At 59.9% G+C, this 23318-nt stretch carries 18 protein-coding genes; 5 read left to right on the forward strand and 13 right to left on the reverse strand.

The window, feature by feature from the left end:
• Positions 1 to 3: 3 nt before the first annotated feature.
• The 12 genes from AC0J6G_RS14330 to glnE form a co-directional block, all read right to left on the reverse strand.
• The gene (locus AC0J6G_RS14330) at positions 4 to 582 is read right to left on the reverse strand and encodes a serine acetyltransferase (RefSeq protein WP_475248773.1); all 579 of its coding nucleotides are present in this window, start codon (positions 580 to 582) and stop codon (positions 4 to 6) included.
• Complete coding sequence (locus tag AC0J6G_RS14335) at positions 582 to 1496, reverse strand: glycosyltransferase family 2 protein (RefSeq protein ID WP_475248775.1); 915 nt, start codon at positions 1494 to 1496, stop codon at positions 582 to 584. Before AC0J6G_RS14335 ends, AC0J6G_RS14330 begins: the two co-directional genes overlap by 1 nt.
• Complete coding sequence (locus AC0J6G_RS14340; protein WP_475248776.1) at positions 1483 to 3237, reverse strand: carbamoyltransferase family protein; 1755 nt, start codon at positions 3235 to 3237, stop codon at positions 1483 to 1485. The genes AC0J6G_RS14335 and AC0J6G_RS14340 overlap by 14 nt, the downstream gene beginning before the upstream one ends.
• A 14-nt stretch (positions 3238 to 3251) precedes the next feature.
• Entirely contained in the window at positions 3252 to 4700 is a 1449-nt protein-coding gene (locus AC0J6G_RS14345; RefSeq protein ID WP_475248777.1) for a lipopolysaccharide kinase InaA family protein, read from the reverse strand.
• Positions 4700 to 5452 (reverse strand): lipopolysaccharide kinase InaA family protein, encoded by a 753-nt coding sequence (locus AC0J6G_RS14350; protein WP_475248778.1) that lies wholly within the window; start codon positions 5450 to 5452, stop codon positions 4700 to 4702. The genes AC0J6G_RS14345 and AC0J6G_RS14350 overlap by 1 nt, the downstream gene beginning before the upstream one ends.
• Complete coding sequence (locus tag AC0J6G_RS14355) at positions 5449 to 6183, reverse strand: lipopolysaccharide kinase InaA family protein (RefSeq protein WP_475248780.1); 735 nt, start codon at positions 6181 to 6183, stop codon at positions 5449 to 5451. The genes AC0J6G_RS14350 and AC0J6G_RS14355 overlap by 4 nt, the downstream gene beginning before the upstream one ends.
• Complete coding sequence (gene rfaP, locus AC0J6G_RS14360; RefSeq protein ID WP_475248782.1) at positions 6183 to 6989, reverse strand: lipopolysaccharide core heptose(I) kinase RfaP; 807 nt, start codon at positions 6987 to 6989, stop codon at positions 6183 to 6185. The genes AC0J6G_RS14355 and rfaP overlap by 1 nt, the downstream gene beginning before the upstream one ends.
• Positions 6986 to 8107 carry a glycosyltransferase family 4 protein gene (locus AC0J6G_RS14365; protein WP_475248784.1) on the reverse strand — a complete coding sequence of 374 codons (1122 nt, stop codon included), beginning with the start codon at positions 8105 to 8107 and terminating at the stop codon, positions 6986 to 6988. The genes rfaP and AC0J6G_RS14365 overlap by 4 nt, the downstream gene beginning before the upstream one ends.
• The gene (gene waaC / locus AC0J6G_RS14370; RefSeq protein ID WP_475248785.1) at positions 8107 to 9108 is read right to left on the reverse strand and encodes a lipopolysaccharide heptosyltransferase I; all 1002 of its coding nucleotides are present in this window, start codon (positions 9106 to 9108) and stop codon (positions 8107 to 8109) included. The genes AC0J6G_RS14365 and waaC overlap by 1 nt, the downstream gene beginning before the upstream one ends.
• A gap of 1 nt (position 9109) precedes the next feature.
• Entirely contained in the window at positions 9110 to 10144 is a 1035-nt protein-coding gene (gene waaF, locus AC0J6G_RS14375; protein ID WP_475248787.1) for a lipopolysaccharide heptosyltransferase II, read from the reverse strand.
• A 124-nt stretch (positions 10145 to 10268) separates the two neighbouring features.
• Positions 10269 to 11192 carry a branched-chain-amino-acid transaminase gene (gene ilvE / locus AC0J6G_RS14380; protein WP_475248789.1) on the reverse strand — a complete coding sequence of 308 codons (924 nt, stop codon included), beginning with the start codon at positions 11190 to 11192 and terminating at the stop codon, positions 10269 to 10271.
• A gap of 85 nt (positions 11193 to 11277) precedes the next feature.
• Complete coding sequence (glnE, locus tag AC0J6G_RS14385) at positions 11278 to 14226, reverse strand: bifunctional [glutamate--ammonia ligase]-adenylyl-L-tyrosine phosphorylase/[glutamate--ammonia-ligase] adenylyltransferase (protein ID WP_475248791.1); 2949 nt, start codon at positions 14224 to 14226, stop codon at positions 11278 to 11280.
• Positions 14227 to 14490: 264 nt separating this feature from the next.
• On the opposite strand from glnE, the gene aceE reads away from it, so the two are divergent.
• Both aceE and aceF read left to right on the forward strand, forming a co-directional pair.
• Positions 14491 to 17136: a pyruvate dehydrogenase (acetyl-transferring), homodimeric type gene (gene aceE / locus AC0J6G_RS14390; protein ID WP_475248793.1), complete on the forward strand. Its 2646-nt coding sequence runs from the start codon at positions 14491 to 14493 to the stop codon at positions 17134 to 17136.
• Positions 17137 to 17147: 11 nt separating this feature from the next.
• Entirely contained in the window at positions 17148 to 18824 is a 1677-nt protein-coding gene (gene aceF / locus AC0J6G_RS14395; RefSeq protein ID WP_475248795.1) for a dihydrolipoyllysine-residue acetyltransferase, read from the forward strand.
• 234 nt (positions 18825 to 19058) lie between these two features.
• Here the strand turns inward: aceF and AC0J6G_RS14400 are convergent, their stop codons facing one another.
• Positions 19059 to 19535 carry a hypothetical protein gene (locus AC0J6G_RS14400; protein ID WP_475248796.1) on the reverse strand — a complete coding sequence of 159 codons (477 nt, stop codon included), beginning with the start codon at positions 19533 to 19535 and terminating at the stop codon, positions 19059 to 19061.
• A gap of 131 nt (positions 19536 to 19666) precedes the next feature.
• Between AC0J6G_RS14400 and AC0J6G_RS14405 the strand changes: the two genes are divergently transcribed.
• The 3 genes from AC0J6G_RS14405 (at position 19667) to AC0J6G_RS14415 (ending at position 23260) form a co-directional block, all read left to right on the forward strand.
• On the forward strand, positions 19667 to 22309 hold the full coding sequence (locus AC0J6G_RS14405; RefSeq protein ID WP_475248798.1) for a sensor domain-containing phosphodiesterase: 2643 nt from the start codon (positions 19667 to 19669) through the stop codon (positions 22307 to 22309).
• Between the two features lie 66 nt (positions 22310 to 22375).
• On the forward strand, positions 22376 to 23023 hold the full coding sequence (msrA, locus tag AC0J6G_RS14410; RefSeq protein ID WP_475248800.1) for a peptide-methionine (S)-S-oxide reductase MsrA: 648 nt from the start codon (positions 22376 to 22378) through the stop codon (positions 23021 to 23023).
• A gap of 39 nt (positions 23024 to 23062) precedes the next feature.
• Positions 23063 to 23260, forward strand: a complete 198-nt coding sequence (locus tag AC0J6G_RS14415; RefSeq protein ID WP_475248802.1) for a putative motility protein — start codon at positions 23063 to 23065, stop codon at positions 23258 to 23260.
• The last annotated feature ends 58 nt before the right edge of the window (positions 23261 to 23318 follow it).

Consider the following 23318-nt stretch of genomic DNA (forward strand, 5'->3'; position numbering starts at 1 on the left):
GCCCTAATGTTTATTAAAAAATGGGATTTCAAAAACCTTTTGAATAAGCCTGGATTGCTTCTCCGTAATATAAATATGATTGGCTGGAATACTTTTATTAACGAAACTCATAGCGCCCAGGGTGACATTATCCCCAATAGAAATATCGCTACCAATTATGCAACTATTGGCACCCACATCAACATTATCGCCAATCACCAACAACGCATCACTTTTAAAGTCTGTACCAATGGTTGTATTCTGCCTAATGGTAAAATTACGACCAATACGCACTGTTCGGAAAATAACAACACCCTGCATATGACTTAAGTGCAGGCCTTCAGCGATTTCCGCTCCCAGCATTATTTCAATACCGTGACGCTGTATCAGCCTGTTGTTAATCCCCTTAGCCAACGATTTGAGCATCCGATTACGCTGCAGAGACAGATGTTCGGCCAAACGAAACCAAAAAAGGAAATGTGACGGTCGGTTGCGACGAACACGACGCCAGAGTCTTATCCAGGAAAAACCCTTATCAGCCCCATCCAATATCTCGACCTGCCAGTAATACCTCAAAGGTTTGCGCTGCACACCGGCACCCATCATTGCCCCCCGAGCCACAGCTTGATGGCTTTACGCGTGTAAGACCAACGCAAAACTGCCCGCCAGTCGGCCTTCAACGCCTGACGGTAAAACTCACGAGCCTTTTGAGGCTCGCCAGCAGTCGCGAATGTTCGGAACAAAGACAAATAGCGTTGAGCGGTAAACGGTTTTTTTAATACATTCATCGACACAGGCAAACGCCCACTATCGAAGACTTCCCCAATCAGCTGCTCTCCAATTTGCATTCCGTAACTCAGATTGTGCCGCAGGCTGTCGTCATGCTTGTAAATCAGCGCCAGAGGGCTATGCAACAAAGTACAAGGGTAGGCAGCAAAAACCTGAGCGAATACTGGAATGTCTTCAGCATTGCGAAACCGCTCCGGGTAGCGGCCGGGCCCGAAAACTTCGCGATGCATGGCGCAAGCGCCATTCGACACACCCAAGGTCTTATCCAGCAGATATCCTCTCACCCGTTCAATTGCCGTAGCAGGTAACGGATCGGGGGCATGTTCGTTACGCCGCCCATTCGCGTACACAGAGATATGCCCACCAATAATCAATCGACTATCAGGATTTTCAGCGATATGCCCGAGCAACAAAGCTAACGCCCCATCGACCATCTCATCATCAGCATCGAGAAATACCAGATAAACGCCGCGAGCCTCATCGATGCCGCGATTACGCACCGCAGCCAACCCCGCATTGACCTGACGAATCCCTCGAAACCGACCAGGGTATGCCTGCTCAAGAGCTGCAATCACTACTGGCGTATCATCAGTCGAGCCATCATCGATAATTATCAACTCGGCACGCTCATCTAATTGACACAACACAGACTCGGCAGCCCTGGGCAAGGTCTTCCCATAGTTGTACGCGGGAATGACGACGCTGATCAGCACCTCAGACGTTGTCATACCAATCCTTGCCGTCCTTGACCACCAAGATGTCTTCCATGATCAGGTACTGCAGGTCGGAGCCGTAGAACATGTTCAGCGCGTCGGTCGGCGAGCAGATCATCGGTTCACCGCGGCGGTTCAGCGAAGTGTTCAGCGACACACCATTGCCGGTGAGCTTCTCCAGCTCCAGCATCATGTCGTAGTAGCGCGGGTTGTATTCGCGCTTAAGCACCTGGGCGCGCGAGGTCCCGTCTTCGTGCACCACTTCGCCGACGCGGGTCTTCCACTCTTCGTTGACTTCGAAGGTGAAGGTCATAAACGGGCTCGGGTGATCGACCTTGAGCATCTGCGGGCCGACGGTGTCGAGCATCGATGGGCAGAAAGGCCTCCAGCGCTCGCGGAACTTGATCTGTTCGTTGATGCGGTCGGCCACGCCGGCCACGCTCGGGCAACCGATGATCGAGCGACCGCCGAGGGCGCGCGGGCCGAACTCCATGCGACCCTGGAACCAAGCCACCGGATTGGCGTCGACCATGATCTTGGCGATGCGCTGCGGCATGTTGTCGATGCGTTTGAATACCGGCTTGCTCGGGTGACGGGCGCAGGCAGCGATTACGTCTTCGTTGGAGTAGGACGGGCCGAGGTAGACGTGCTCCATCTTCTCCACCGACACACCGCGCTGGTGCGAGACGTAGGCTGCAGCGCCTACCGCGGTGCCGGCATCGCCGGACGCGGGCTGGACGAACAGTTCCTTCACATCATCGCGGGCGATGATCTTCTGGTTCAGCTTGACGTTCAGCGCGCAGCCGCCGGCGAAGGCGATCTTGCCAGTCTCGCGGATGATGTCGCCCAGGTAGTGCTCCATCATCTGCAGCGCCAGCTTCTCGAACAGCGCCTGCATGCTGGCGGCGTAGTGGATGTAAGGGTCATCGGCGATATCGCCCTGACGCTTCGGCCCCAGCCACTCGATCAGCTTCTTGGAGAAGTAGAAGCCCTTGCCGTTTTCTTTATAGCGGCGCAGGCCGATGACGTTGGCGTACTCAGTGTTGATTATCAGCTCACCGTTCTCGAACTTGGCCAAACGGGAGAAATCGTACTTGCTGGCATCGCCGTAAGGCGCCATGCCCATGACCTTGAACTCGCCATCGAGCATCTCGAAGCCGAGGAATTCGGTGATCGCGCCGTACAGGCCGCCGAGCGAATCCGGATCGTAGAATTCCTTGATCTTGTGGATCTTGCCGTTCTCGCCGTAGCCGAAGAAGGTGGTGGCGTACTCGCCCTTGCCGTCGATACCGAGGATTGCGGTCTTCTCGGTAAAACCCGAGCAGTGATAGGCGCTGGCGGCGTGAGCCAGGTGATGCTCGACCGGCTCAATCTTGATCTTCTTCAGGTCGAAGCCGAGCTGCTGCAGGCACCACTGAATGTGCTTGTAGTAGCGCTTGTAGCGACGATTGCCCATCAAGATCGCGTCAAGCGCACGGTCCGGCGCGTACCAGTAGCGCTTCGCGTACTGCCAGCGGGCCTTCTCGAAGATGCTGATCGGCGCGAACGGAATGGCCACGACGTCGACGTCGCTCGGCTTGATTCCGGCTTGTTCCAGACAGAACTTAGCCGACTCGTAGGGCATGCGATTCTTCGCGTGCTTGTCGCGCACAAAGCGCTCTTCTTCGGCGGCCGCGATCAACTTGCCGTCGATATACAGGGCGGCGGATGGATCATGGCTGAGGGCGCCGGAAAGGCCGAGAATCGTCAATGCCACTGGTTGTGCCTCTTTTAGTCTTCTGAGCCGACGGCGGGCGTCAGCGGTAAACGTTGGTTGAGCAACTGATGCAGCGCCGAGTCGGCGGGCCAGTTACGCAGAAAACGGGCGCGGTCGCGGGCATAGGCCGCGGCGAAACTGCGCGCACTGCGGTGCTGTTGCATGGCGTCGAGGTCAATCAGCGACCAGCATGCCAAGCGCTCGTCCCAGAACAGGTTGTGCCCCTTGAAATCACCGTGACTGATGCGTTCGCGCAACAAGGCAGCGAACAGACGATCCAGAGCCAACAGGTCGCTTTCTGGGGGCGATCCATCGTGGAACGCCTGAAAACGCACGATTATATCCTGCCCACCGCAGTATTCGGTAATCAGGTAGGCGCGCCCGCGCAGCCAGCACCAGCGCCGCTCTAGCACGGCCAGTGGCTGTGGCGTGGCGATGCCCAGCAGCTGCAGGCGGTTGCCCTCGACCCAACTGTGCCAGGCGCGGCTGGGCCGCCAGAAGCGCTTGAGCCAATGCGCCAGGCTCTTCACGTTATAGCGCTTGACCACCAGCGGCCGCCCTTGCAGCTGCACTTGCGCCACGGTGGCCGTACCACCGGTTTTGTAGATATGGCCCTGCTCGGTGAGCTGATCCAGATTACTCAACAGCGGCTGCAGCTCAGCCTGCTTGTCACGGCGAACCACCTGAAGGCCGAACGCACCGACTTTCGCGGCGAACAGGCTGCAATCGCGGGCGATTTTCTTTAAATAATCGCGCAAACGCCATTGGCGCACTTTTTCTACTTCTTTGAGCAATGCTTCCAGCGGCAAGGCATGCTCGCCGTTCGCCAGCAGGTAATGCACCAGCAGCTCTTCGATAAACGGCGTCAACTCGGCGGGCAGCTGGGCGAAGAACACCCCAAGGTTTTCCAGGACCTTAGCGCGCGACAGCGGTTTACCTGCCGTCTCAACCTGCACGCCGCCGCCGTCGATAACAAACAGCTGGCCGTTATGGCGCAACAGGTTGTCCAGATGCAGGTCCGCCTGCCACAACCCGTTAAGGTGCATTTGCGCGATACTGACCAGCGCATCGGCCAGCACCGCCTGCTGATCGGCACTCAGCAGCGGCTGATGTTCCACCGCGCGCCAAGCCTCCCAAAGGCTTTCAGCACCTTGCAGATACTCGAACAGCAGCCAGCCGCCCTCACCGTCACGCAGCCCATCCGACAACAGCTGCGGCGTATTCAGCCCTTGCTCCGCGAGCAGAAGGGCACCGTCACGCTCGCGCTGAAAATGTCGCGCAGCCTTGTTTCCCACCAGCAGCTTGGCCAGCACTGGCTGGCCGCACCATTCGGCCACGCCGACATAGCGTTGGCCTGGAAGTACACGCAGCAGACGCTGCAGTTGCACTTCACCATCGGCTAATTGCAACTGCAGCGGCAATTCCGGCACACGCCCCGCAAAGACCAACTCGGCCAGTAACATCAACGGTCTTCCTTTGCATAAAGACGTCGCCCCAAACGTGCAACCCACTTTGCGACAAGAGCATTGCCTGTAGGCACATCAAGATAGGTAGCGACGAAAGTCACAATATCCTCCTGCGTCCAAGGGTCGGCTCGTCGAATAAGCGTTTCCAAATCCTTGACTCGATCTCGCCAGCCGAGCAGCAATGGCCGGGTCTTTTCTAGGTCAATCAGGCATGCCTCACACCCGCGCCCTTCTCCGCGCAGAAAAATATGCTTGGGATAAAAACAGCCATGTATCTGCCCGGCAGCATGAAGGTGCCGAGCCAGCTCAGCGCTGGCACGAATTAGTGCCTGACGCTGTTCCAACGACAATCCCTCCCAGCGCTGATACAGAGCATAGAGGTCTTCCCAACCATCCAAGGCGAGGGTGAGCAACAGAGCACGCCGCTCACCCGGAAAACGCCGCTCACCGAAGAAAGCAGCCTGCAACGCTGGTATACCCAGAGCGCGGTAGCGCTGGATATTGCGGTACTCCCGAGCGAAGGTCGGTTCACCAAATGGTTTGCAGAGGCTACGGGTAAGATGGTTGCTCTGCCGTTTCAGGTAATAGGCGCGATCGCCAAGCTCCAGACGATAGACGCTACTCCAGCCCCCGCGCGCGACATTCGGCTCATCCACAGCCTCCAGTGTCAGCGCCCATAATGCATCGAAGTCGGCCAGACCATGCTGCTCAAGCAGCGCGCGATCCGTATCGGCAATGAAATCGCTCATTCGCGCCCCTCGAAGAACCCTAGTATTCGCCGGACACGCTTTCGGTCATGCGTATTCAAACGCTGACGACCGCAGTAGCGAAGGTAGAAACGTAGTCGCTGGTTACGGCTCAGAACCCTCTTGGCCACTTTGTCCAAGCAAGCCAGGTCTTTCTCAATGCGGTAGCTAAGAAACGGCCAACACCAGAAAGTGCCATTTGGACAGTCGATGAAGAAAAGATGACCCTGATCGTCAACCAACAGATTGCGCCACTTGAGATCATTATGGGCAAAGCGATGTTCGTGCATGCGCCGCGTCGAGTCTGCAAGCTGGCGACTGATGAGATCGACCCACGCGGGGTCGCGCAACCTAGAGTCGTCAAGATGATCAAGCATCCATAGATTCTCGGTGCCAGGCAGCTCTCGGGTAATTAAAGCCCCGCGAACGAAGCCTCCCATTTTCCGCTCCAAACCCCACGCCACCATATCGGCGGTTGGAATACCCCAAGTTACGAAATGAAAAAGATTTTGCCACTCGGCCCTAATTCTCGGACGAGGCAGATAGGGACGAATTCCTTTACCTGCATTGTGATAACGCTTGATGTAATAGCGCACCCCAGCACGCTCGACACGTATCACTTCGGACATAGGATCACGGGTAATTTCTTCCCCCTCAAGAGCAAAGACCGCCGAGAGGCTACCAAAGTCATCGGCCAACGCAGCATAACGAAGCTCAAGAGTCCAACTTGCCATCAGAGTGCATCCCCGTAACGCTGCTTGCGCGCATACAATGCGTCAGCCTTGCGCTCAAGCCAGAGCAGCAGCGAGCGCTCGGCGCTGAGTGTCTGGCGCAGCGGCTGTTGAAAATAACCACGCAAAAACCGCAGTTTGTCGCGCTGAGTCAGGCCGATATCCAGCACCGAGAAATACAGCGCAGCCAGGTCCTTGTTACGCCAGCGCAAGGGCAGCTGGCGGCGTACCTGGGCGCGGTGCAGGTCGATCACTGATAGGCGGAAATCATCGGCGGTTACCGGTTTGTCGGTGTGCAGCAGAAAATGGCAGATATAGCAGTCGCGATGATTAACCCCAGCGCGGTGCATATTGCCGACCATGCTGGCCACCTCCTTGATCAGCGCCCGCTTCAGCCTTGGGTCGGGCGCTTGCTGTGCCCAATTCAAGCTCAGCTGTTCGAGGTCGGTGGTCGGCGCCAGCTCTTCGGTGATGATGAACGAATGCTGCGCGGCCGGATTACCACCGCGCTCGCCGTAGGCCACAGCGGTCATGGTGGCGACACCGACCTCGGTCAGGCGCTGGATCGATTGCCACTCCTGGCGGGCACCTAGCACCGGCAGTTTTGCAGTGAGCAGATTTTTGATGATCTCGCCCCAACCGATGCCGCGATGAATCTTGACGAAGTAACCGCGCCCATTGACTTCGGTTCGCAGCGTGCGGCGACCTTCCAGCTCACGATACACCTGCCCCTGCAGGGCCTCGACGGCGGCGAAGGCATCGCGCCCGGCCCATAAGGTTTTGAACGGTTCAACCAGGACCAGCTTCATGGACGCGCCGCCAGAATGATGTCGGCCGCGTGTTGCGGCATGGAGTAGAGGTCAGCGCAGTCGGCATACGCCAGACCATTGCGTGACCACAGGGCGCGACGCGAGTCGTCGGCGAGCATATCGGCGAGCAGGTGGTTAAGCGCGCTTTGCTCAAAGGGACTGGCCAGCACCCGCCCTGCATCCGCCTCGGCAATGTAGCGGGCATAACCGCACACATCGGTCACCAGCACGGGCAAGCCAGACACCAACGCCTCCAGCAGCACGGTGCCGGTGTTCTCGTTGTAGGCCGGGTGAATCAGCAGATCAGCACCCAGCAGGAAACGCGGAATATCGCTGCGCCCCTTGAGAATCTGCACTTGGTCGGACACACCCAATGCCTTGGCCTGCAGCTGGAACGCGCGCGGGTCGTCCTGGCCGATGGCGATCAGGCGGGTGCGCTTTTTCAGCTCACGCGGCAAGGCAGCCAGCGCCTTGAGGCTGCGGTCCAAGCCTTTAGTCTTGAAGCCTGACCCGATCTGCACCAACAGCAGATCATCATCGGCCAGCTTGAACTCACGGCGGAACTCGGCACGGATCTCAGGCGCATTCGCGGGCGCGCGGCGGTCAGCGGCGATGCCCGGCGGCAGCAGGTGAAAGCGCTGCAGCGGGGTGTGGTAATGCTTGATAAACAGCGGCTGCTGCACTTCGGAGATCATCAGAATCTCGGTCTTCGACTCAGGCGCAAACACCGCCCGCTCGTAATCGGCGAAGTGCTTGTAACGGCCCCACAACTTGTACAGCGGGTTACGCAAGGTCTGCGCTTTGTCCTCATAGCAGCCATCGGCAGCGTAGTAGACGTCCAGGCCAGGCATTTTGTTGAAGCCGATCACCCGGTCCACCGGGCGTTTAGCCAGATCAGCCTCGACCCAGGCGGTGAGCTTCTCATTGCGTTTATGGTTGAACAGCGCTTTGACCGGCACCACCACCACCTCGAAACCTGCGGGCACTTCGCCTTCCCAGATCGGCGTGTAAACGCGGATGGCATGGCCGCGCGCCTGGCACTCCAGGGCAATGCGCATAAAGTCGCGCTGCAGGCCACCGAAGGGGAAGTATTTGTAGAGGATAAACGCGAGCTGCATCAGACAACGTCCTCGGCCAGCAACAGGGCCTGCAAGTGTGTGGCGACGCGCTCGGCATCCAAACCGTCGAAACAGGGTTTGTGGCGATCACCCGAGCCGGCGTTCGGCCCAGTGGCGCACAGGTGCACCTGACCGCGACCATAGGCACCCACGCGCCCAGGCAAGGTCGGGCCGTACAGGGAAATACTCGGCACATCCAGCGCAGCGGCCAGGTGGCCTAGGCCGGTGTCCACGGCCACGCAGGCACTGGCGCCAGCGATCACTTTGGCCACGCCGGCAAGGTTTAATTTGGGCAACACCGCCGCGTTTTCAATGCCGGCGGCGATTCGTTCGGCACGGGCCTTTTCATCGGCATTCCCCCAGGGCAGGCGTATGGCCCAGCCTTGCGAACTCATCTGTTCAGCCAGCGCACGCCACTCGGCTTCTGGCCAGTGCTTACTGGGCCAGGTGGTGCCGTGCAGAAACAACAAATATGGCAGCGGCGCGGGATCAGCCAGTTGCGCGCGATTAAGGCCGTAATCACCGATACTGTCCGGCAGTGCATAGCCGAGCGCTTGAGCAAACAACTGGCGCGTGCGCTCAAGGGCGTGCTGCTCCTTTGGCACGGCGTAGGCATGGTCGTAGAAACGGCTGGCCAGTGGCTCACGGGCTGAATCACGGTCCAGGCCAGCAATCGGCGACTTGACGTAACGGGTCAGCCAAGCGCTTTTCAGCAGGCCCTGGGCATCGATGACAAGGTCGTACTTGGTTTCGCCAAGACGCTGCTTAAAGCGCTTCCACTCTCCATTTTTCAGGGTTTGCCAGAGGTGCTTGCGCCAGCGGCGAATGGCCACCGGGATCACCTGCGCCACGGCGGGGTGCCAGGCTGGAATCTCGGCGAAACCCTCTTCCACCACCCAGTCGAACTGAATGCCGGGAATGGCGCGCGCCGCATCGGTGAGCGCCGGCAGGGTATGCACCACATCGCCCAGCGAGGAGGTTTTGATCAACAGGACCCGCAAACTATTCAACCTCAACCGGATCACTGACCAGGCGATCCAACGCCTCGATCACCGGGCGCGGCTTAAGTTGGCCCAGGCAGTTGTAATGGCCGAAACGGCAGGTGCGGTCGAAGCAGGGGCTGCATTCCAAGCCCAGACGCACGATTTCCACCTGCTCAGCCAGCGGCGGGGTAAAGCCCGGCGAGGTCGAGCCGTAAACCGCCACCAGTGGGCGATTCAACGCTGCAGCCACATGCATCAGGCCAGAGTCGTTGGACACCACGGCGCCCGCGCAGGACAGCAGATCGATTGCTTCAGCCAGGCTGGTTTCGCCGGCCAGGTTCACCGCTTCCTCGCGCAAGCCGGGAATCAGCCTGCTGCGGATGTCTTCGCCGACTGGGTGATCGTTCTTCGAGCCGAAAATCCACACCTGCCAGCCGGCGCGGATCTTCAGTTCGGCGACCTTGGCGTAATGCTCGCTCGGCCAGCGTTTGGCTTCACCAAACTCAGCACCCGGACACAGCGCCAGCACCGGGCGATCCAGGCTCAGGCCAAACTTGGCCAAAGCTGCGTCGCGGCTCTGCGCATCGATCTGCAAGGCTGGGCGTGGGTAAGGCTGCGGCAACTCGACACCGGGCTCGAAGGCCAGCGCCATAAAGCGCTCGATCATCAGCGGGTAGCGTTCTTTATCCAGGGTGCGGATATCGTTGAGCAGGCCATAGCGCATTTCGCCCTTCCAGCCGGTGCGCTTGGGGATACCGGCGAAAAACGGCACCAGCGCGGACTTGAGTGAGTTGGGCAGCAGAATTGCCTGGTCGTACTGACCGGCCAGGGACTTGCCGATCTTGCGCCGCGTGGCCAGTTCCAGCACGCCGTGACCGAGCGGAAGGCTCAAGGCCTGACGCACTTCGGGCATACGTTCGAGAATCGGCCGACTCCACTCGGGGGCCAGCACATCGATTGCGCAACCGGGATGACGCTGTTGCAGACACTGAAACAGTGTCTGCGCCATCACCATGTCGCCCACCCAGCTGGGGCCTACGATCAGTATTTTCATGCCACTTCCAGAAACGACCAAGGAGGCTTTCGCCTCCTGGACAGACTTAACGCTCGACTATCAGCCTAGTCTGCATCGCGTGATGGGTATCGCTGTGCTCAACCCATCCTACGAAGCAGGCCGCTTATTTGACCAGGGTGCGCCACTCAGCGTGGGCATCGGTTTTACCGGTCACCAGGTCGAAATAGGCGGTTTGCAGCTTCTCGGTAATCGGACCGCGACGGCCTGCGCCAATCTGCCGGCCATCGACTTCACGAATCGGCGTAACTTCGGCAGCGGTGCCGGTAAAGAAGGCTTCATCGGCGATATACACCTCATCGCGGGTGATGCGCTTCTCGACCACTTCCAGGCCATGCTCGGTGGCCAGGGTCAGAATGGTATTACGGGTAATACCATTCAGGCAGGAGGTCACTTCCGGGGTGTAGATCACACCGTTTTTGACCAGGAAGATGTTCTCGCCCGAACCCTCGGCCACATAGCCTTCGGTATCCAGCAGCATGGCTTCGTCGGCACCACCGGAGATGGCTTCCTGCAGGGCCAGCATCGAGTTGATGTAGTTGCCGTTGGCCTTGGCGCGGGTCATCGAGATGTTGACGTGGTGACGGGTAAAGGAGCTGGTGCGCACCTTGATCCCAACCTGTAGGGCTTCGTCGCCCATGTAGGCACCCCAGCTCCAGGCTGCGACGATTACTTGGGTTTTCAAACCACTGGCGCGCAGGCCCATGGCTTCAGATCCGTAGAACACCATGGGGCGGATGTAGGCGCTTTCCAGGTTGTTCTCCCGCACGGCGGCGCGGGTGGCTTCGTTGATTTCGTCTTTGCTGTACGGAATCTTCATGCCCATGATGTGGGCCGAATCGAACAGGCGGTCGGTGTGTGCTTGCAGGCGGAAAATCGCCGTACCTTGCGGGGTGTTGTAAGCGCGTACACCTTCAAACACGCCCATGCCGTAGTGCAGGGTATGGGTCAGCACGTGGGTGGTCGCGTTGCGCCACGGCACCAGCTCGCCGTCATACCAGATCACGCCATCACGATCGGCCATCGACATAGTTGCCTGCTCCTCAAACTCGATTGGTACAACATTGGCCGGCCACCCTGGGTGCCCGACATCCTCAAATTCAGCTCAGCCTGTTTCAGCTCAAACCCAGTTCCTGCCAGATGCGCATCACCGTGCGCCGCTCTTCGGCGAACTGATCGCCGCCGACCACCCCAGGCTGCTTTTGCAGGGCCTGGCGGTGCGCCGCCGAGCGGTAGGCCTTGTAGATATCCTGCAGCAAGTGGGCATCTTCGCCCGGTAGCAAGCCGACCCGCTCCAGCCCTTCCAGAATGCGAATATTGTCAGTGAACTCAAGCAATTCCGGGTACTGGCGCGACCAGGCCAGGGCCGCGTATTGCACCATAAATTCAATATCGACGATACCTCCAGCATCCTGCTTGAGGTCGAATCGCGCCGTGGCCTCAAAGGCATTCGCCGCGGTGCCGGCTGCCGTGGCCTTACTGCCGAGGTTGTCGCGCATCTTCGCGCGCATCTCACTGACCTCGCTGCGCAGCGTGGCCAAGTCGCGTTCACGCCCCAGCACGCCGGCGCGCACGGCCTCAAAGGCCTTGCCCACCCGCGCACACCCGACCAGCACCCGCGCGCGTACTAATGCCTGATGTTCCCAGGTCCAGGCCTCGGTTTGCTGATAGCGCTCAAAAGCGCCCAGCGAGCTGACCAGCAGGCCCGCCGCACCCGACGGGCGCAGGCGCATGTCGACTTCATAGAGCTGGCCGGAATTGGTCTGGGTGGTCAGCAGGTGAATGATGCGCTGGCCCAGGCGGTTAAAGAACTGCGCGCCGTCGATGGACTTTTCGCCATCGGTTTCCGCGTGCGGATCACCGTCATGGATAAACACCAGATCAAGGTCCGAGCCATGACCCAACTCGATGCCGCCGACCTTGCCGTAACCGACGATGACGAAATCCGGATCGCAGAGGCTGCCGTCAGTGCGACGTGGCACGCCGTATTTGCTCACGGTGTGGCGCCAGGCCAAGGCCAGCACTTGTTCAAGAATGGCCTCGGCCAGCCAGGTCAGGTAATCGCTGACCTTCATCAGCGGCAGGCTGCCGGCGATTTCCGAAGCAGCCACACGCAAGCGATGCGCCAGCTTGAAGTGACGCAGCGCCTCCATCTGTTGTTCCAGATCTTCTTCGGGAATGCGCATCAGCCGTTCGCGCAGCTCGGCGGCCAGCTCGGGGGCCAGCGGCGGCTTGAACAACCGCCCTTCATTCAGTAGCTCATCGAGCAGCAGCGGGAAGCGCGTGATCTGTTCGGCGATCCACGGACTGGCGGCGCACAGGGTCAGCAGACGCTGCAGTGCGCTGGGGTTTTCCGTGAGCAGCACGAGGTAGGCCGAACGCCGCGCCACGGCCTCGATCAGCGGCAGGACGCGCTCCAACACCAGATCCGGGTTGTCATGCTCCACCGCTTGCGCCAGCAGGCGCGGGACAAAGGCATCTAAACGCTCACGACCGAGGCGCTGCATGGCGCGCACCTGAGTGCCGTTGCGCAGCCCCGCCAAGCGCCGCCAAGCCGATTGCGGCTCGGCAAATCCCGCTTCGGCCAACTGCCGGCAGGCAGCCTCTTCGTCCTGCATGTCATCCCAAAGCGGCAGCCACTCTCCGCCGACAACCTCTTCAGCCGAAGCGCCGCCCTCTTCTTCATCAGGATCCGCAATGACCTGGCGGAAATGCCAATCGACCCGGCCGCGCCAGTGCATTAACTGCTCATGGAACGCCGACCAGCTGTCGAAACCCATAATAAAGGCGACGCGTGCGCGGTCTTGATCATCATCCGGAAGCATCTGCGTCTGCCGATCATCAATGGCCTGCAGTGCATGCTCGGTGTAACGCAAAAAGGCGTAGCCATCGCGCAGCTCATCGGTCACCGCCGGCGGCAGATAGCCCTGGTCGCGCAAAGTATTGAGTACGGCAAACAACGAGCGCTGCTGCAAGCTGAGGTCGCGCCCGCCATGAATCAGCTGAAAGGCCTGAGCGATAAACTCCACTTCACGGATGCCGCCTGCGCCTAACTTAATGTTCTCGGCCATGCCCTTGCGCCGCACTTCCTGCTGAATCAGCTGCTTCATCGCGCGCAGCGCTTCAATCGCCGAGAAGTCCAGGTAGCGCCGGTAAACGAAGGGCCGCAGCATTTCCAGCAACTGCGCACCGGCGACCTGATCACCGCCCACGACCCGCGCCTTGATCATCGCGTAGCGTTCCCAGTCACGACCCTGGTCCTGGTAGTACTGCTCCAGCGCGTTAAAACTGAACACCAGCGAACCGGATGAACCGTAAGGGCGCAGGCGCATATCAGTGCGAAAGACGAAGCCGTCCACCGTGATCACGTCCAGCGCCTTGATCAGCTTCTGGCCGAGACGGACAAAGAACTCCTGGTTATCCAGCGGGCGTTTCACCCCTTCGGTCTCACCACCTTCAGGGAAACCAAAAATCAGATCGATATCCGAGGACAGGTTCAGCTCGTGGGCGCCCAGCTTGCCCATACCCAAGATGACCATGTGCTGCGCCTGGCCGCTACGACGACCGATGGGCATGCCGAATTGTGTGCAATGACGCGGATACAGCCACTGATAGGCCAGGTCGATACAGGCATCAGCCAAGTCGGACAGGTCGCGACAGGTTTCGATCAGGTCCGCCTGGCGGCTGATATCGCGCCAGATAATGCGCAGCTGCTGGCGATTACGGTAACGCCGCAAGCGCCGCCCCAGCTCATCCTCATCGGCGCATTCCTCCAGCGCCTGGGCCAATTGGCCGCGCAACTCGTCCGTTCCCAGGCTGCGTTCCAGCTCGCCGCTGGCCGCCAGATCAAGCAACATCTGGGGGTCGCGCAGCCCCTGCTGCACCACAAAATCACTGGCGGCGGCGACTCGCTGCAACGCCGCCCGCCGTTCGCTTGACCAACCCGCGAACGCCGCTACTGCTTCGTCGCCCAACACGGTAAACGCCTGCTGCAAGGACTGCTCGGCACGTACACAAAGGGATGCCAGTGCAGCAGGTAAAGAGGCCAGCGCAGGCAGGCTCATGGTCTATCCTTTTTGGCGAGTTGCCCGTGCGTGCGCCTATTCGGCAGCCCCCGGTTAGCGCGGGGTGCAGCACTGACAACAAAAATATTGTAGTTTTACTACCAAAGATTGTATCCAAAGGGCTGAAATCCGCCTCGTAATGTAGTAAAACTACAGCACGCCGGTCCTACCCCCGGTCAATCTAAGAATTCACATGGCCCACTCACGAAGTTGGGCCGAATCCAGGCCTCCGATTCTGGAAGCCTTTCCGCCCTGGAGCAAGCCATGCAAGACCTCGATCCCGTCGAAACCCAGGAATGGCTGGACGCCCTTGAGTCCGTCCTCGACAAGGAAGGCGAAGACCGCGCACATTACCTGATGACCCGTATGGGCGAGCTGGCCACCCGCAGTGGCTCACAGCTGCCGTATGCGATCACCACGCCCTACCGCAACACCATCCCGCTGACCCACGAAGCACGCATGCCTGGCGACCTGTTTATGGAACGCCGCATTCGCTCGCTGGTGCGCTGGAATGCGCTGGCTATGGTGATGCGCACCAACCTGAAAGATTCCGACTTGGGCGGCCACATCTCCAGCTTCGCCTCGTCGGCGACGCTGTATGACATCGGCTTTAACTACTTCTTCCAAGCTCCTACCGAGGAGCACGGCGGCGACCTGATCTTCTTCCAGGGCCACGCCTCGCCCGGCGTTTACGCCCGTGCCTTTATGGAAGGCCGCATCACTGAAGACCAGATGAACAACTTCCGCCAGGAAGTCGATGGCCAAGGCCTGTCGTCCTACCCGCACCCGTGGCTGATGCCGGACTTCTGGCAGTTCCCGACCGTGTCTATGGGCCTGGGCCCAATTCAGGCGATTTACCAGGCACGCTTTATGAAGTACCTGGAAGCGCGCGGCTTTATTCCGGCCGGCAAGCAGAAGGTCTGGTGCTTTATGGGCGACGGCGAGTGCGACGAGCCGGAATCCCTCGGCGCGATCTCCCTGGCTGGCCGCGAGAAGCTGGACAACCTGATCTTCGTCATCAACTGCAACCTGCAGCGCCTCGACGGCCCAGTGCGTGGTAACGGCAAGATTATCCAGGAACTCGAAGGCGTGTTCCGTGGCGGCGGCTGGAACGTTAACAAGGTCGTGTGGGGCCGTTTCTGGGACCCACTGCTGGCCAAGGATGTCGACGGCATCCTGCAGCGCCGCATGGACGAAGTCATCGACGGCGAATACCAGAACTACAAGGCCAAGGACGGCGCGTTCGTCCGTGAGCACTTCTTCAACTCGCCAGAACTCAAGGCGATGGTGGCCGATCTGTCCGACGACGAGATCTGGAAGCTCAACCGCGGCGGCCACGACCCGTACAAGGTCTATGCGGCCTACCACCAGGCGGTCAACCACAAAGACCAACCGACAGTAATTCTGGCCAAGACCGTCAAGGGTTATGGCACCGGTGCCGGCGAAGCGAAGAACACCGCGCACAACACCAAGAAGGTCGATGTCGACAGCCTCAAGCAGTTCCGCGACCGCTTCGACATCCCGGTTAAAGACGACGAGCTGGAAAATCTGCCGTTCCTCAAGCCGGAGCCTGGCAGTGCCGAAGCCCGTTACCTGAGCGAACGCCGCGCCGCACTCGGCGGTTTTGTGCCGCAGCGCCGCGCCAAGAGCTTCAGCATCCCAACGCCACCACTGGATACTCTCAAGGCCATCCTCGACGGCTCGGGCGACCGTGAAATCTCCACCACCATGGCTTTCGTGCGCATCCTCGCGCAGCTGGTCAAGGATAAGGACATCGGCTCGCGCATCGTCCCGATCATCCCGGACGAAGCGCGTACCTTCGGTATGGAAGGCATGTTCCGTCAGCTCGGTATCTACTCCTCGGTCGGCCAGCTCTATGAGCCGGTGGATAAAGACCAGGTGATGTTCTACCGCGAAGACAAGAAGGGCCAGATCCTCGAAGAAGGCATCAACGAAGCCGGCGCCATGAGCTCGTTTATTGCGGCCGGTACTTCGTACAGCAGCCACAACCAGCCGATGCTGCCGTTCTACATCTTCTATTCGATGTTCGGCTTCCAGCGCATTGGCGACCTGGCCTGGGCCGCTGGCGACAGCCGTACCCGTGGTTTCCTGATTGGCGGCACCGCCGGCCGTACCACGCTGAACGGTGAAGGCCTGCAGCACGAAGACGGTCACAGCCACATGCTGGCAGCGACCATCCCTAACTGCCGCACCTATGATCCGACCTACGGCTACGAGCTGGCGGTGATCATCCAGGACGGCATGAAGAAGATGACCGAAGAGCAGCAGGACGTCTTCTACTACATCACCGTGATGAACGAGTCCTACCAGCAGCCCGCCATGCCGGCCGGTATTGAGGAAGGCATCATCAAGGGCATGTACCTGCTCGAAGAGGACAAGAAGGAAGCCGCGCACCACGTGCAGCTCCTCGGTTCCGGCACCATCCTGCGTGAAGTACGCGAGGCGGCGAAGATTCTACGTGACGAGTTCAACGTCGCTGCAGACGTGTGGAGCGTGACCAGCTTCAACGAACTGCGCCGTGATGGCTTGGCCGTGGAACGCAGCAACCGCCTACACCCAGGACAGAAACCTAAGCAGACCTACGTGGAAGAGTGCCTGGGCGGCCGTAAGGGCCCGGTGATTGCCTCTACCGACTATATGAAACTGTTCGCCGAGCAGATTCGTCAGTGGGTGCCGAGCAAGGAATTCAAAGTACTGGGCACCGACGGCTTCGGCCGCAGCGACAGCCGCAAGAAGCTGCGCCACTTCTTTGAAGTGGACCGCAACTGGGTTGTCCTGGCAGCCCTGGAAGCCCTGGCAGACCGTGGTGATATCGAACCAAAGGTGGTGGCTGAAGCCATCGTCAAGTTCGGCATCAACCCGGAAAAACTCAACCCACTGGACTGCTAAGGAGCGAAACGATGAGTGAATTGATTCGTGTACCCGACATCGGCAGCGGTGAAGGTGAAGTAATTGAGCTGTTCGTCAAAGTGGGCGACCGCATAGAAGCTGATCAGAGCGTACTGACGCTTGAGTCGGACAAAGCCAGCATGGAAATCCCCGCGCCGAAAGCCGGCGTGGTGAAGAGCCTGAAAGTGAAGCTGGGTGATCGCCTGAAAGAAGGTGACGAACTGCTGGAACTGGAAGTCGAGGGCGACAGCGCTGCTGCTGCTCCGGCACCTGCTGCAGCGCCTGCTGCCGAAGCGCCGAAAGCTACCGAAGCCGCTGCGCCAGCACCTGCTGCGGCCGCACCAGCCGCCAGCAGCGTGCGGGACGTGCATGTGCCGGATATCGGTTCGGACGGCAAAGCCAAGGTCATCGAAATACTGGTCAAGGTCGGCGATAGCGTCGAAGCCGACCAGTCGCTGATCACCCTAGAATCGGACAAGGCCAGCATGGAAATCCCCTCGCCGGCTGCCGGCGTGGTGGAAAGCATCAGCGTCAAACTGGAAGACGAAGTCGGCACCGGCGATTTCATCCTCACGCTGAAAGTGGCCGGCGCCGCGGCAGCACCTGCTGCTGCCGCAGCACCGGCACCGGCCGCTGCGCCCGCCGCGGCGCCCACCAGTGATGTGCACAAGGTTCCGGCCGGCGCGCACCCGGCGGTCGCTGCCGAAGTCAGCGCGATTGCCTCGCTGGCAGCCGCCGCCGCCAGCGTTGCCGCCGCCCCTAAGCGCGACGGCGCCAAGGTGCATGCGGGTCCGGCTGTGCGTCAGCTCGCTCGCGAGTTCGGCGTCGAGCTGTCCGCCGTACCGGGTACCGGGCCGAAAGGTCGCGTGCTCAAAGAGGACGTGCAGGTTTACGTCAAAGCGATGATGCAGAAGGCCAAGGAAGCGCCAGCCGCTGGCGCAACCGGCGGTGCGGGTATTCCGCCGATCCCGGTGGTCGACTTCAGCAAGTTTGGTGAAATCGAAGAAGTAGCGATGACCCGCCTGATGCAGGTTGGCGCCAACAACCTGCACCGCAGCTGGCTCAACGTGCCACACGTGACCCAATTCGATTCGGCCGACATCACCGAACTGGAAGCTTTCCGCGTCGCGCAAAAAGCCGTGGCGGAAAAGGCCGGGGTTAAGCTCACCGTGCTGCCATTGCTGCTCAAGGCCTGCGCCTTCCTGCTTAAGGAACTGCCGGACTTCAACAGCTCGCTGGCGCCGAGCGGCAAAGCCATCATCCGTAAGAAATACGTGCACATCGGCTTTGCCGTCGACACCCCGGATGGCCTGCTGGTGCCAGTGATCAAGAACGTCGATCAGAAGAGCCTGCTGCAGCTGGCTGCCGAAGCCGCCGCACTGGCGGAGAAGGCGCGCACCAAGAAGCTGTCAGCCGACGATATGCAGGGCGCCTGCTTCACCATCTCCAGCCTTGGGCACATTGGCGGCACCGGCTTTACGCCGATCGTCAACGCGCCGGAAGTGGCGATCCTTGGGGTGAGCAAGGCCACCATCCAGCCGGTCTGGGATGGCAAAGCCTTCCAGCCCAAGCTGATGCTGCCGCTGTCGCTGTCCTACGATCACCGCGTGATCAATGGCGCCGCTGCTGCACGTTTCACCAAGCGCCTGGGTGACGTGCTGGCAGATATCCGCACCATGCTGCTGTAACGCATCAACTTTCGAGCGCCACGCTCGTATCCTCGACCCCGCCACTTTCGGCGGGGTTTTTTTTAGGGTTTGGCTACGATCTGCTGCGCGTCGGCTAAACGGCGTTGAAAACGGCCTCGGAATGCTCATTTACAACCCGTAAACTCCGCTTCCTCGGCCGCTTTCGCCGCCGTTTATCTCTAGCTCGCGAGCTCGTAAACAGACTCTCAACTCAAAAACAGCAGCCGAAAAAACTCAGCCTTTCTGCAGATTGCGAATCAGAAAACTCAACGCCTTGGCCAGTTCGGCGGCGCCCTTATGATCACGCACGATGGTCAGCAGCGGGCTGCCATCGCTGGGGTTGAGCAGCACACAGCTAATGCCAGTGGCTGGGCACTCGTAACGCACAAAGGGGTCGACGCCGAACAGCGCCAGGCGCTGGTTGCGCACCGTAATATCGGTGCCCTGCTGGCTGCGGGTTTCCTCACGCAGCAGCAACTCGCCGGACTCGCCCTGACGCAGCTGATAGAGCAGGTCCTGGCGCTGCGCCTGACCGACTTGATAGGCGGCGCGCAGGGCGTAGGTTTTCAGCAGATCGTTGCTATGGGCCAACAGCGCCTGGCGCTCATTCTGGGTCAGGTAAAGGCGTTTTAGCTCAAGCACATAACGGCCCTGCTCGGCACTGCTCAAGCCCGCATCCGGGGCGGCGGCACCTGCCACCGAAGCGCCCATACAGCTGCTTAGCAGCACTGCCGATATTAGTTTTCTTGTCAGTCGCAATTGCATGATGCACCCTAACCCGACGCTATAAATGAAGTGAGTCGTTTGCCACTTCAATCAGCATACTGGAAGCCCGCCACCGAATGAAAAGCCATCCAGATGCCGCGAGTCGTTTAGCGGCCGAGGTTGTGACGCAGTTGCCAGTGCCTTCGCGCCTTGGCCTGCTGCGTTTCGAGCGCTTGAATGAGGCCAGCTGGACCCTGCTCTACCTCGACGCGGGCTGCGAGCAGCAATTCGGGCTGCCGGCTCAAGCGCTCTGTTCGCTGCTGGACGCGCCCTATGCCAGCCTGATGGAACCCACCGCGCGCTACCAGCTGCACGACAGCATTGCCCAGCAGCTGGACAAACACCGCTATTACAACGTGCAGTATCGTTTGCACACCCCACAGGGCAGCCTGAGCCTGATGGAGGTTGGCGAAGCCTTCAAACAGCGCAACCGCCACCTGCTGCGTGGCTATTTAATGGTGATGACCGAGCAGGACAGCAGCGCCTCACAAGCCCTTGAGCTGTACCAGCGCAGCCAGACAGAACGGCTGACTCAGCAGCTTCGTACGCAAGCTCAACAGCGCTTGATCGTCACCCTCACGCGCCAGCATTACAGCGATGACCAAGCCTTGCGGCAGGCTGCCGAGCTGATCAGTAAAAGCGCCTGCGAGCTTTACGGGGTGAGCCGCGCCGGCATCTGGAACCTTAACGGCCACATGCTTAAACCCGTCGCCCTGTATCAACAGGACGTGGGGCAACACATCCCGCAGGCGGATGTAGATGCCAGCGCTTACCCCGTCTACCTGGCAGCGCTGCACAGCGGCCGGGCCCTGGATGCCCATGATGCTGCGCACGATCCGCGCACCTGCGAGTTAAGCGAAAGCTACCTGCACCCCATGGGCATTAACGCCATGCTCGATGCCAGCATCCGTATCGCCGGCGAAGTGGTGGGCGTGCTGTGCCTGGAGCACATCGGTGCGCCGCGCACCTGGCAGGCCGATGAAATCGCCTTTGCTGGCGAGTTGGCCGACCAGTACGCGCAGGTGCTGGCCAACCAGCAACGCCGCTCGGCCACCAACGCTTTGTACCTGTTTCAGCGCGCGGTTGAACAAAGCTCCAGCGCCTTTATCCTGCTCGACCGTGATGGCCTGGTGGAATACGTCAACCCAAGCTTTACCGCCATTACCCTCTACAGCGCCAGCGAAGTGCAGGGCCGGCGCCTGTCGGAAATACCCGCCCTGGAAAACCTCAGCGACCTGCTGTTCGACGCCCGCTCCAGCCTGGTCGAACACAACAGCTGGCAAGGCGAATTCAAAAGCCGGCGTAAAAATCTCGACCCCTACTGGGGGCAGTTATCGCTGTCCAAGGTGCATGCTGACAACGGCAACCTGACTCACTACATCGGCATCTACGAAGACGTGACGGCCAACAAGCAGGCGCAGCAGCACATTGAGCGCCTGGCCTTTCGCGACAACCTCACCGGGCTGGGTAACCGCTATGCGTTTATCCGCGCACTGGAGAGCCACTTCAGCGAATGCCCGGATAAGCCGATCAGCCTGCTGCTGGTGGATATCGACAACTTCAAGCGGATCAACGACAGCCTCGGCCATCAAACGGGCGACAAATTGCTGGTCAGCCTGGCGCGTCGCTTGCGCAACACCCTGCCCCCCAGCAGCGTGCTGGCGCGCTTTGCCAGTAACGAATTTGCCGTGCTGCTCAATGCGGACCAGAGCGACAGCCTGGTCATGGCTCAGGTGCTGCTGCACACCCTGGACAAGCCGCTGTTTGTCGATAACCAGCTGATCAGTGTCACCGGCTCCATCGGCCTGGGCTGCGCGCCCGCGCATGGCAATGACCCGCAGACCCTGATGAAGCACACCGGCCTGGCCCTGCACAAAGCCAAGGCCAACGGCAAAAACCAGCTGCAGATGTTTACCGACGTACTGAATGCCGAGGCGCACTACAAACTCTTCGTTGAGAGCAACCTGCGCCGCGCGCTGATGCAAAACGAGTTGGAAGTGTTCTACCAACCCAAGCTGTGCTTGCAGAGCGGCAGACTGATGGGCTTAGAAGCGCTGCTGCGCTGGCACCACCCCGAAAAAGGCATGATCAGCCCGGACAACTTTATCGGCGTGGCGGAAGAAACCGGGCTGATCATCCCCATCGGCAAATGGGTCACGCGCCAAGCCTGCCGCATGGCCAAACAGCTGATCGCGCTCGGCTACACACCGCTGCAGATGGCCATAAACCTCTCACCCAAACAGTTCTCCGACCCGGATCTGGTCGGCGCCATTACCGCCATCCTGCACGAAGAACAACTCGACCCGGCCTTGCTCGAGCTAGAGCTGACCGAAAGCCTGCTGCTGGAAGCCACCGACAACACGCGCCAACAATTGATCAATTTGAAAAGCCTGGGCCTGACCTTGGCCATGGACGACTTCGGCACCGGCTACTCGTCACTCAGCTACCTGAAAAAATTCCCCCTTGATGTTATCAAGATTGATCGCAGCTTTATTAAGGATATCCCCGAGAACCAGGACGACATGGAAATCACCTCCGCGGTGATCGCCATGGCCCACAACCTGAAACTCAAGGTGGTGGCCGAAGGTATCGAGACCGCCGCACAGCTTAAATTCCTGCGCCGCCAACACTGCGATATCGGCCAGGGCTATCTGTTCGACAAACCCATTGCCAGCCGCGACCTGCTGGAAAGCCTCAAGCGCTACCCAAATCGCGGATAACCGGCGTGTAACAAGCCCGCCGGTTAACGGTCTATGACACACATGCTTCTGCTGAGGAAATGGCTCATGGTTCTGCGCTCACAAATTCTTGCCCACAAACTCGAACTGCCCAGCGCCGAGCAAGCGCTGCCCGGCCGCGCCGAAGCCATGGCAGTGCCCACCGCGCACTTCGTCAATGGCCATGCGCTGCAAGGGTCATTTCCTGCGGGTTTACAGCAGGCCGTGTTCGCTATGGGTTGCTTCTGGGGCGCCGAGCGGCGCTTCTGGCAGCAGCCGGGGGTGTGGAGCACGGCGGTCGGCTATGCCGGCGGCCACACGCCAAACCCGACCTATGACGAAACCTGCTCGGGCCTGACCGGCCACACCGAAGTGGTGCTGGTGATCTTCGATCCGCAGCTGACCAGCTACGCCGCCTTGCTGAAAGTGTTTTGGGAAGCGCACAACCCCACCCAAGGCATGCGTCAGGGTAACGACACCGGTAGCCAATACCGCTCGGCTATTTATTGCTACGGCGCCGAGCAACTGGCCGCTGCCCAAGCCAGCCAAGCCCGGTTCCAGGCCGAGCTGGAACAGGCCGGTTTCGGCCCGATCACGACAGAAGTCCGTGATGCGCCAGCGTTTTATTACGCCGAGGCTTACCACCAGCAGTACTTGGCAAAAAACCCAGGCGGCTATTGTGGATTGGGCGGCACTGGCGTGTGCTTACCGGCTTAACACCACTGGCAAAAACGCAGCACAGCGAGCAGAACCACGATGGAACTGAACAACCTGACCCAGCAGATCGCCACCCTGGCGACCACGCAGGCGTCTGCACAGGCCTCGCTGTTATTGCTGCGTAAAACCCTGGAGCTGCAAGCCGCCCAAATCGGCGGTTTGGTTCAGACCATCGCCCCAGCCAGCGCGCCCAGCAACCCGCCTAATTTGGGCAACAACGTCGACCTGATGGTCTGACGCCCGCCACATCGGCGACATCTACCCCACTTGCGTTAACCCGTGCCCACCGCTTGGC

It is taken from the genome of Pseudomonas sp. TS_SC_3, from assembly GCF_056156225.1.

Excerpts from the sequence above, each read along its gene's own strand:
- AC0J6G_RS14330 (WP_475248773.1), bottom strand. The coding sequence starts at position 582 with ATGGGTGCCGGTGTGCAGCGCAAACCTTTGAGGTATTACTGGCAGGTC.
- AC0J6G_RS14335 (WP_475248775.1), bottom strand. The coding sequence starts at position 1,496 with ATGACAACGTCTGAGGTGCTGATCAGCGTCGTCATTCCCGCGTACAAC.
- AC0J6G_RS14345 (WP_475248777.1), bottom strand. The coding sequence starts at position 4,700 with ATGTTACTGGCCGAGTTGGTCTTTGCGGGGCGTGTGCCGGAATTGCCG.
- AC0J6G_RS14350 (WP_475248778.1), bottom strand. The coding sequence starts at position 5,452 with ATGAGCGATTTCATTGCCGATACGGATCGCGCGCTGCTTGAGCAGCAT.
- AC0J6G_RS14355 (WP_475248780.1), bottom strand. The coding sequence starts at position 6,183 with ATGGCAAGTTGGACTCTTGAGCTTCGTTATGCTGCGTTGGCCGATGAC.
- rfaP (WP_475248782.1), bottom strand. The coding sequence starts at position 6,989 with ATGAAGCTGGTCCTGGTTGAACCGTTCAAAACCTTATGGGCCGGGCGC.
- AC0J6G_RS14365 (WP_475248784.1), bottom strand. The coding sequence starts at position 8,107 with ATGCAGCTCGCGTTTATCCTCTACAAATACTTCCCCTTCGGTGGCCTG.
- waaF (WP_475248787.1), bottom strand. The coding sequence starts at position 10,144 with ATGAAAATACTGATCGTAGGCCCCAGCTGGGTGGGCGACATGGTGATG.
- ilvE (WP_475248789.1), bottom strand. The coding sequence starts at position 11,192 with ATGTCGATGGCCGATCGTGATGGCGTGATCTGGTATGACGGCGAGCTG.
- glnE (WP_475248791.1), bottom strand. The coding sequence starts at position 14,226 with ATGAGCCTGCCTGCGCTGGCCTCTTTACCTGCTGCACTGGCATCCCTT.
- aceE (WP_475248793.1), top strand. The coding sequence starts at position 14,491 with ATGCAAGACCTCGATCCCGTCGAAACCCAGGAATGGCTGGACGCCCTT.
- aceF (WP_475248795.1), top strand. The coding sequence starts at position 17,148 with ATGAGTGAATTGATTCGTGTACCCGACATCGGCAGCGGTGAAGGTGAA.
- AC0J6G_RS14400 (WP_475248796.1), bottom strand. The coding sequence starts at position 19,535 with ATGGGCGCTTCGGTGGCAGGTGCCGCCGCCCCGGATGCGGGCTTGAGC.
- AC0J6G_RS14405 (WP_475248798.1), top strand. The coding sequence starts at position 19,667 with ATGAAAAGCCATCCAGATGCCGCGAGTCGTTTAGCGGCCGAGGTTGTG.
- msrA (WP_475248800.1), top strand. The coding sequence starts at position 22,376 with ATGGTTCTGCGCTCACAAATTCTTGCCCACAAACTCGAACTGCCCAGC.
- AC0J6G_RS14415 (WP_475248802.1), top strand. The coding sequence starts at position 23,063 with ATGGAACTGAACAACCTGACCCAGCAGATCGCCACCCTGGCGACCACG.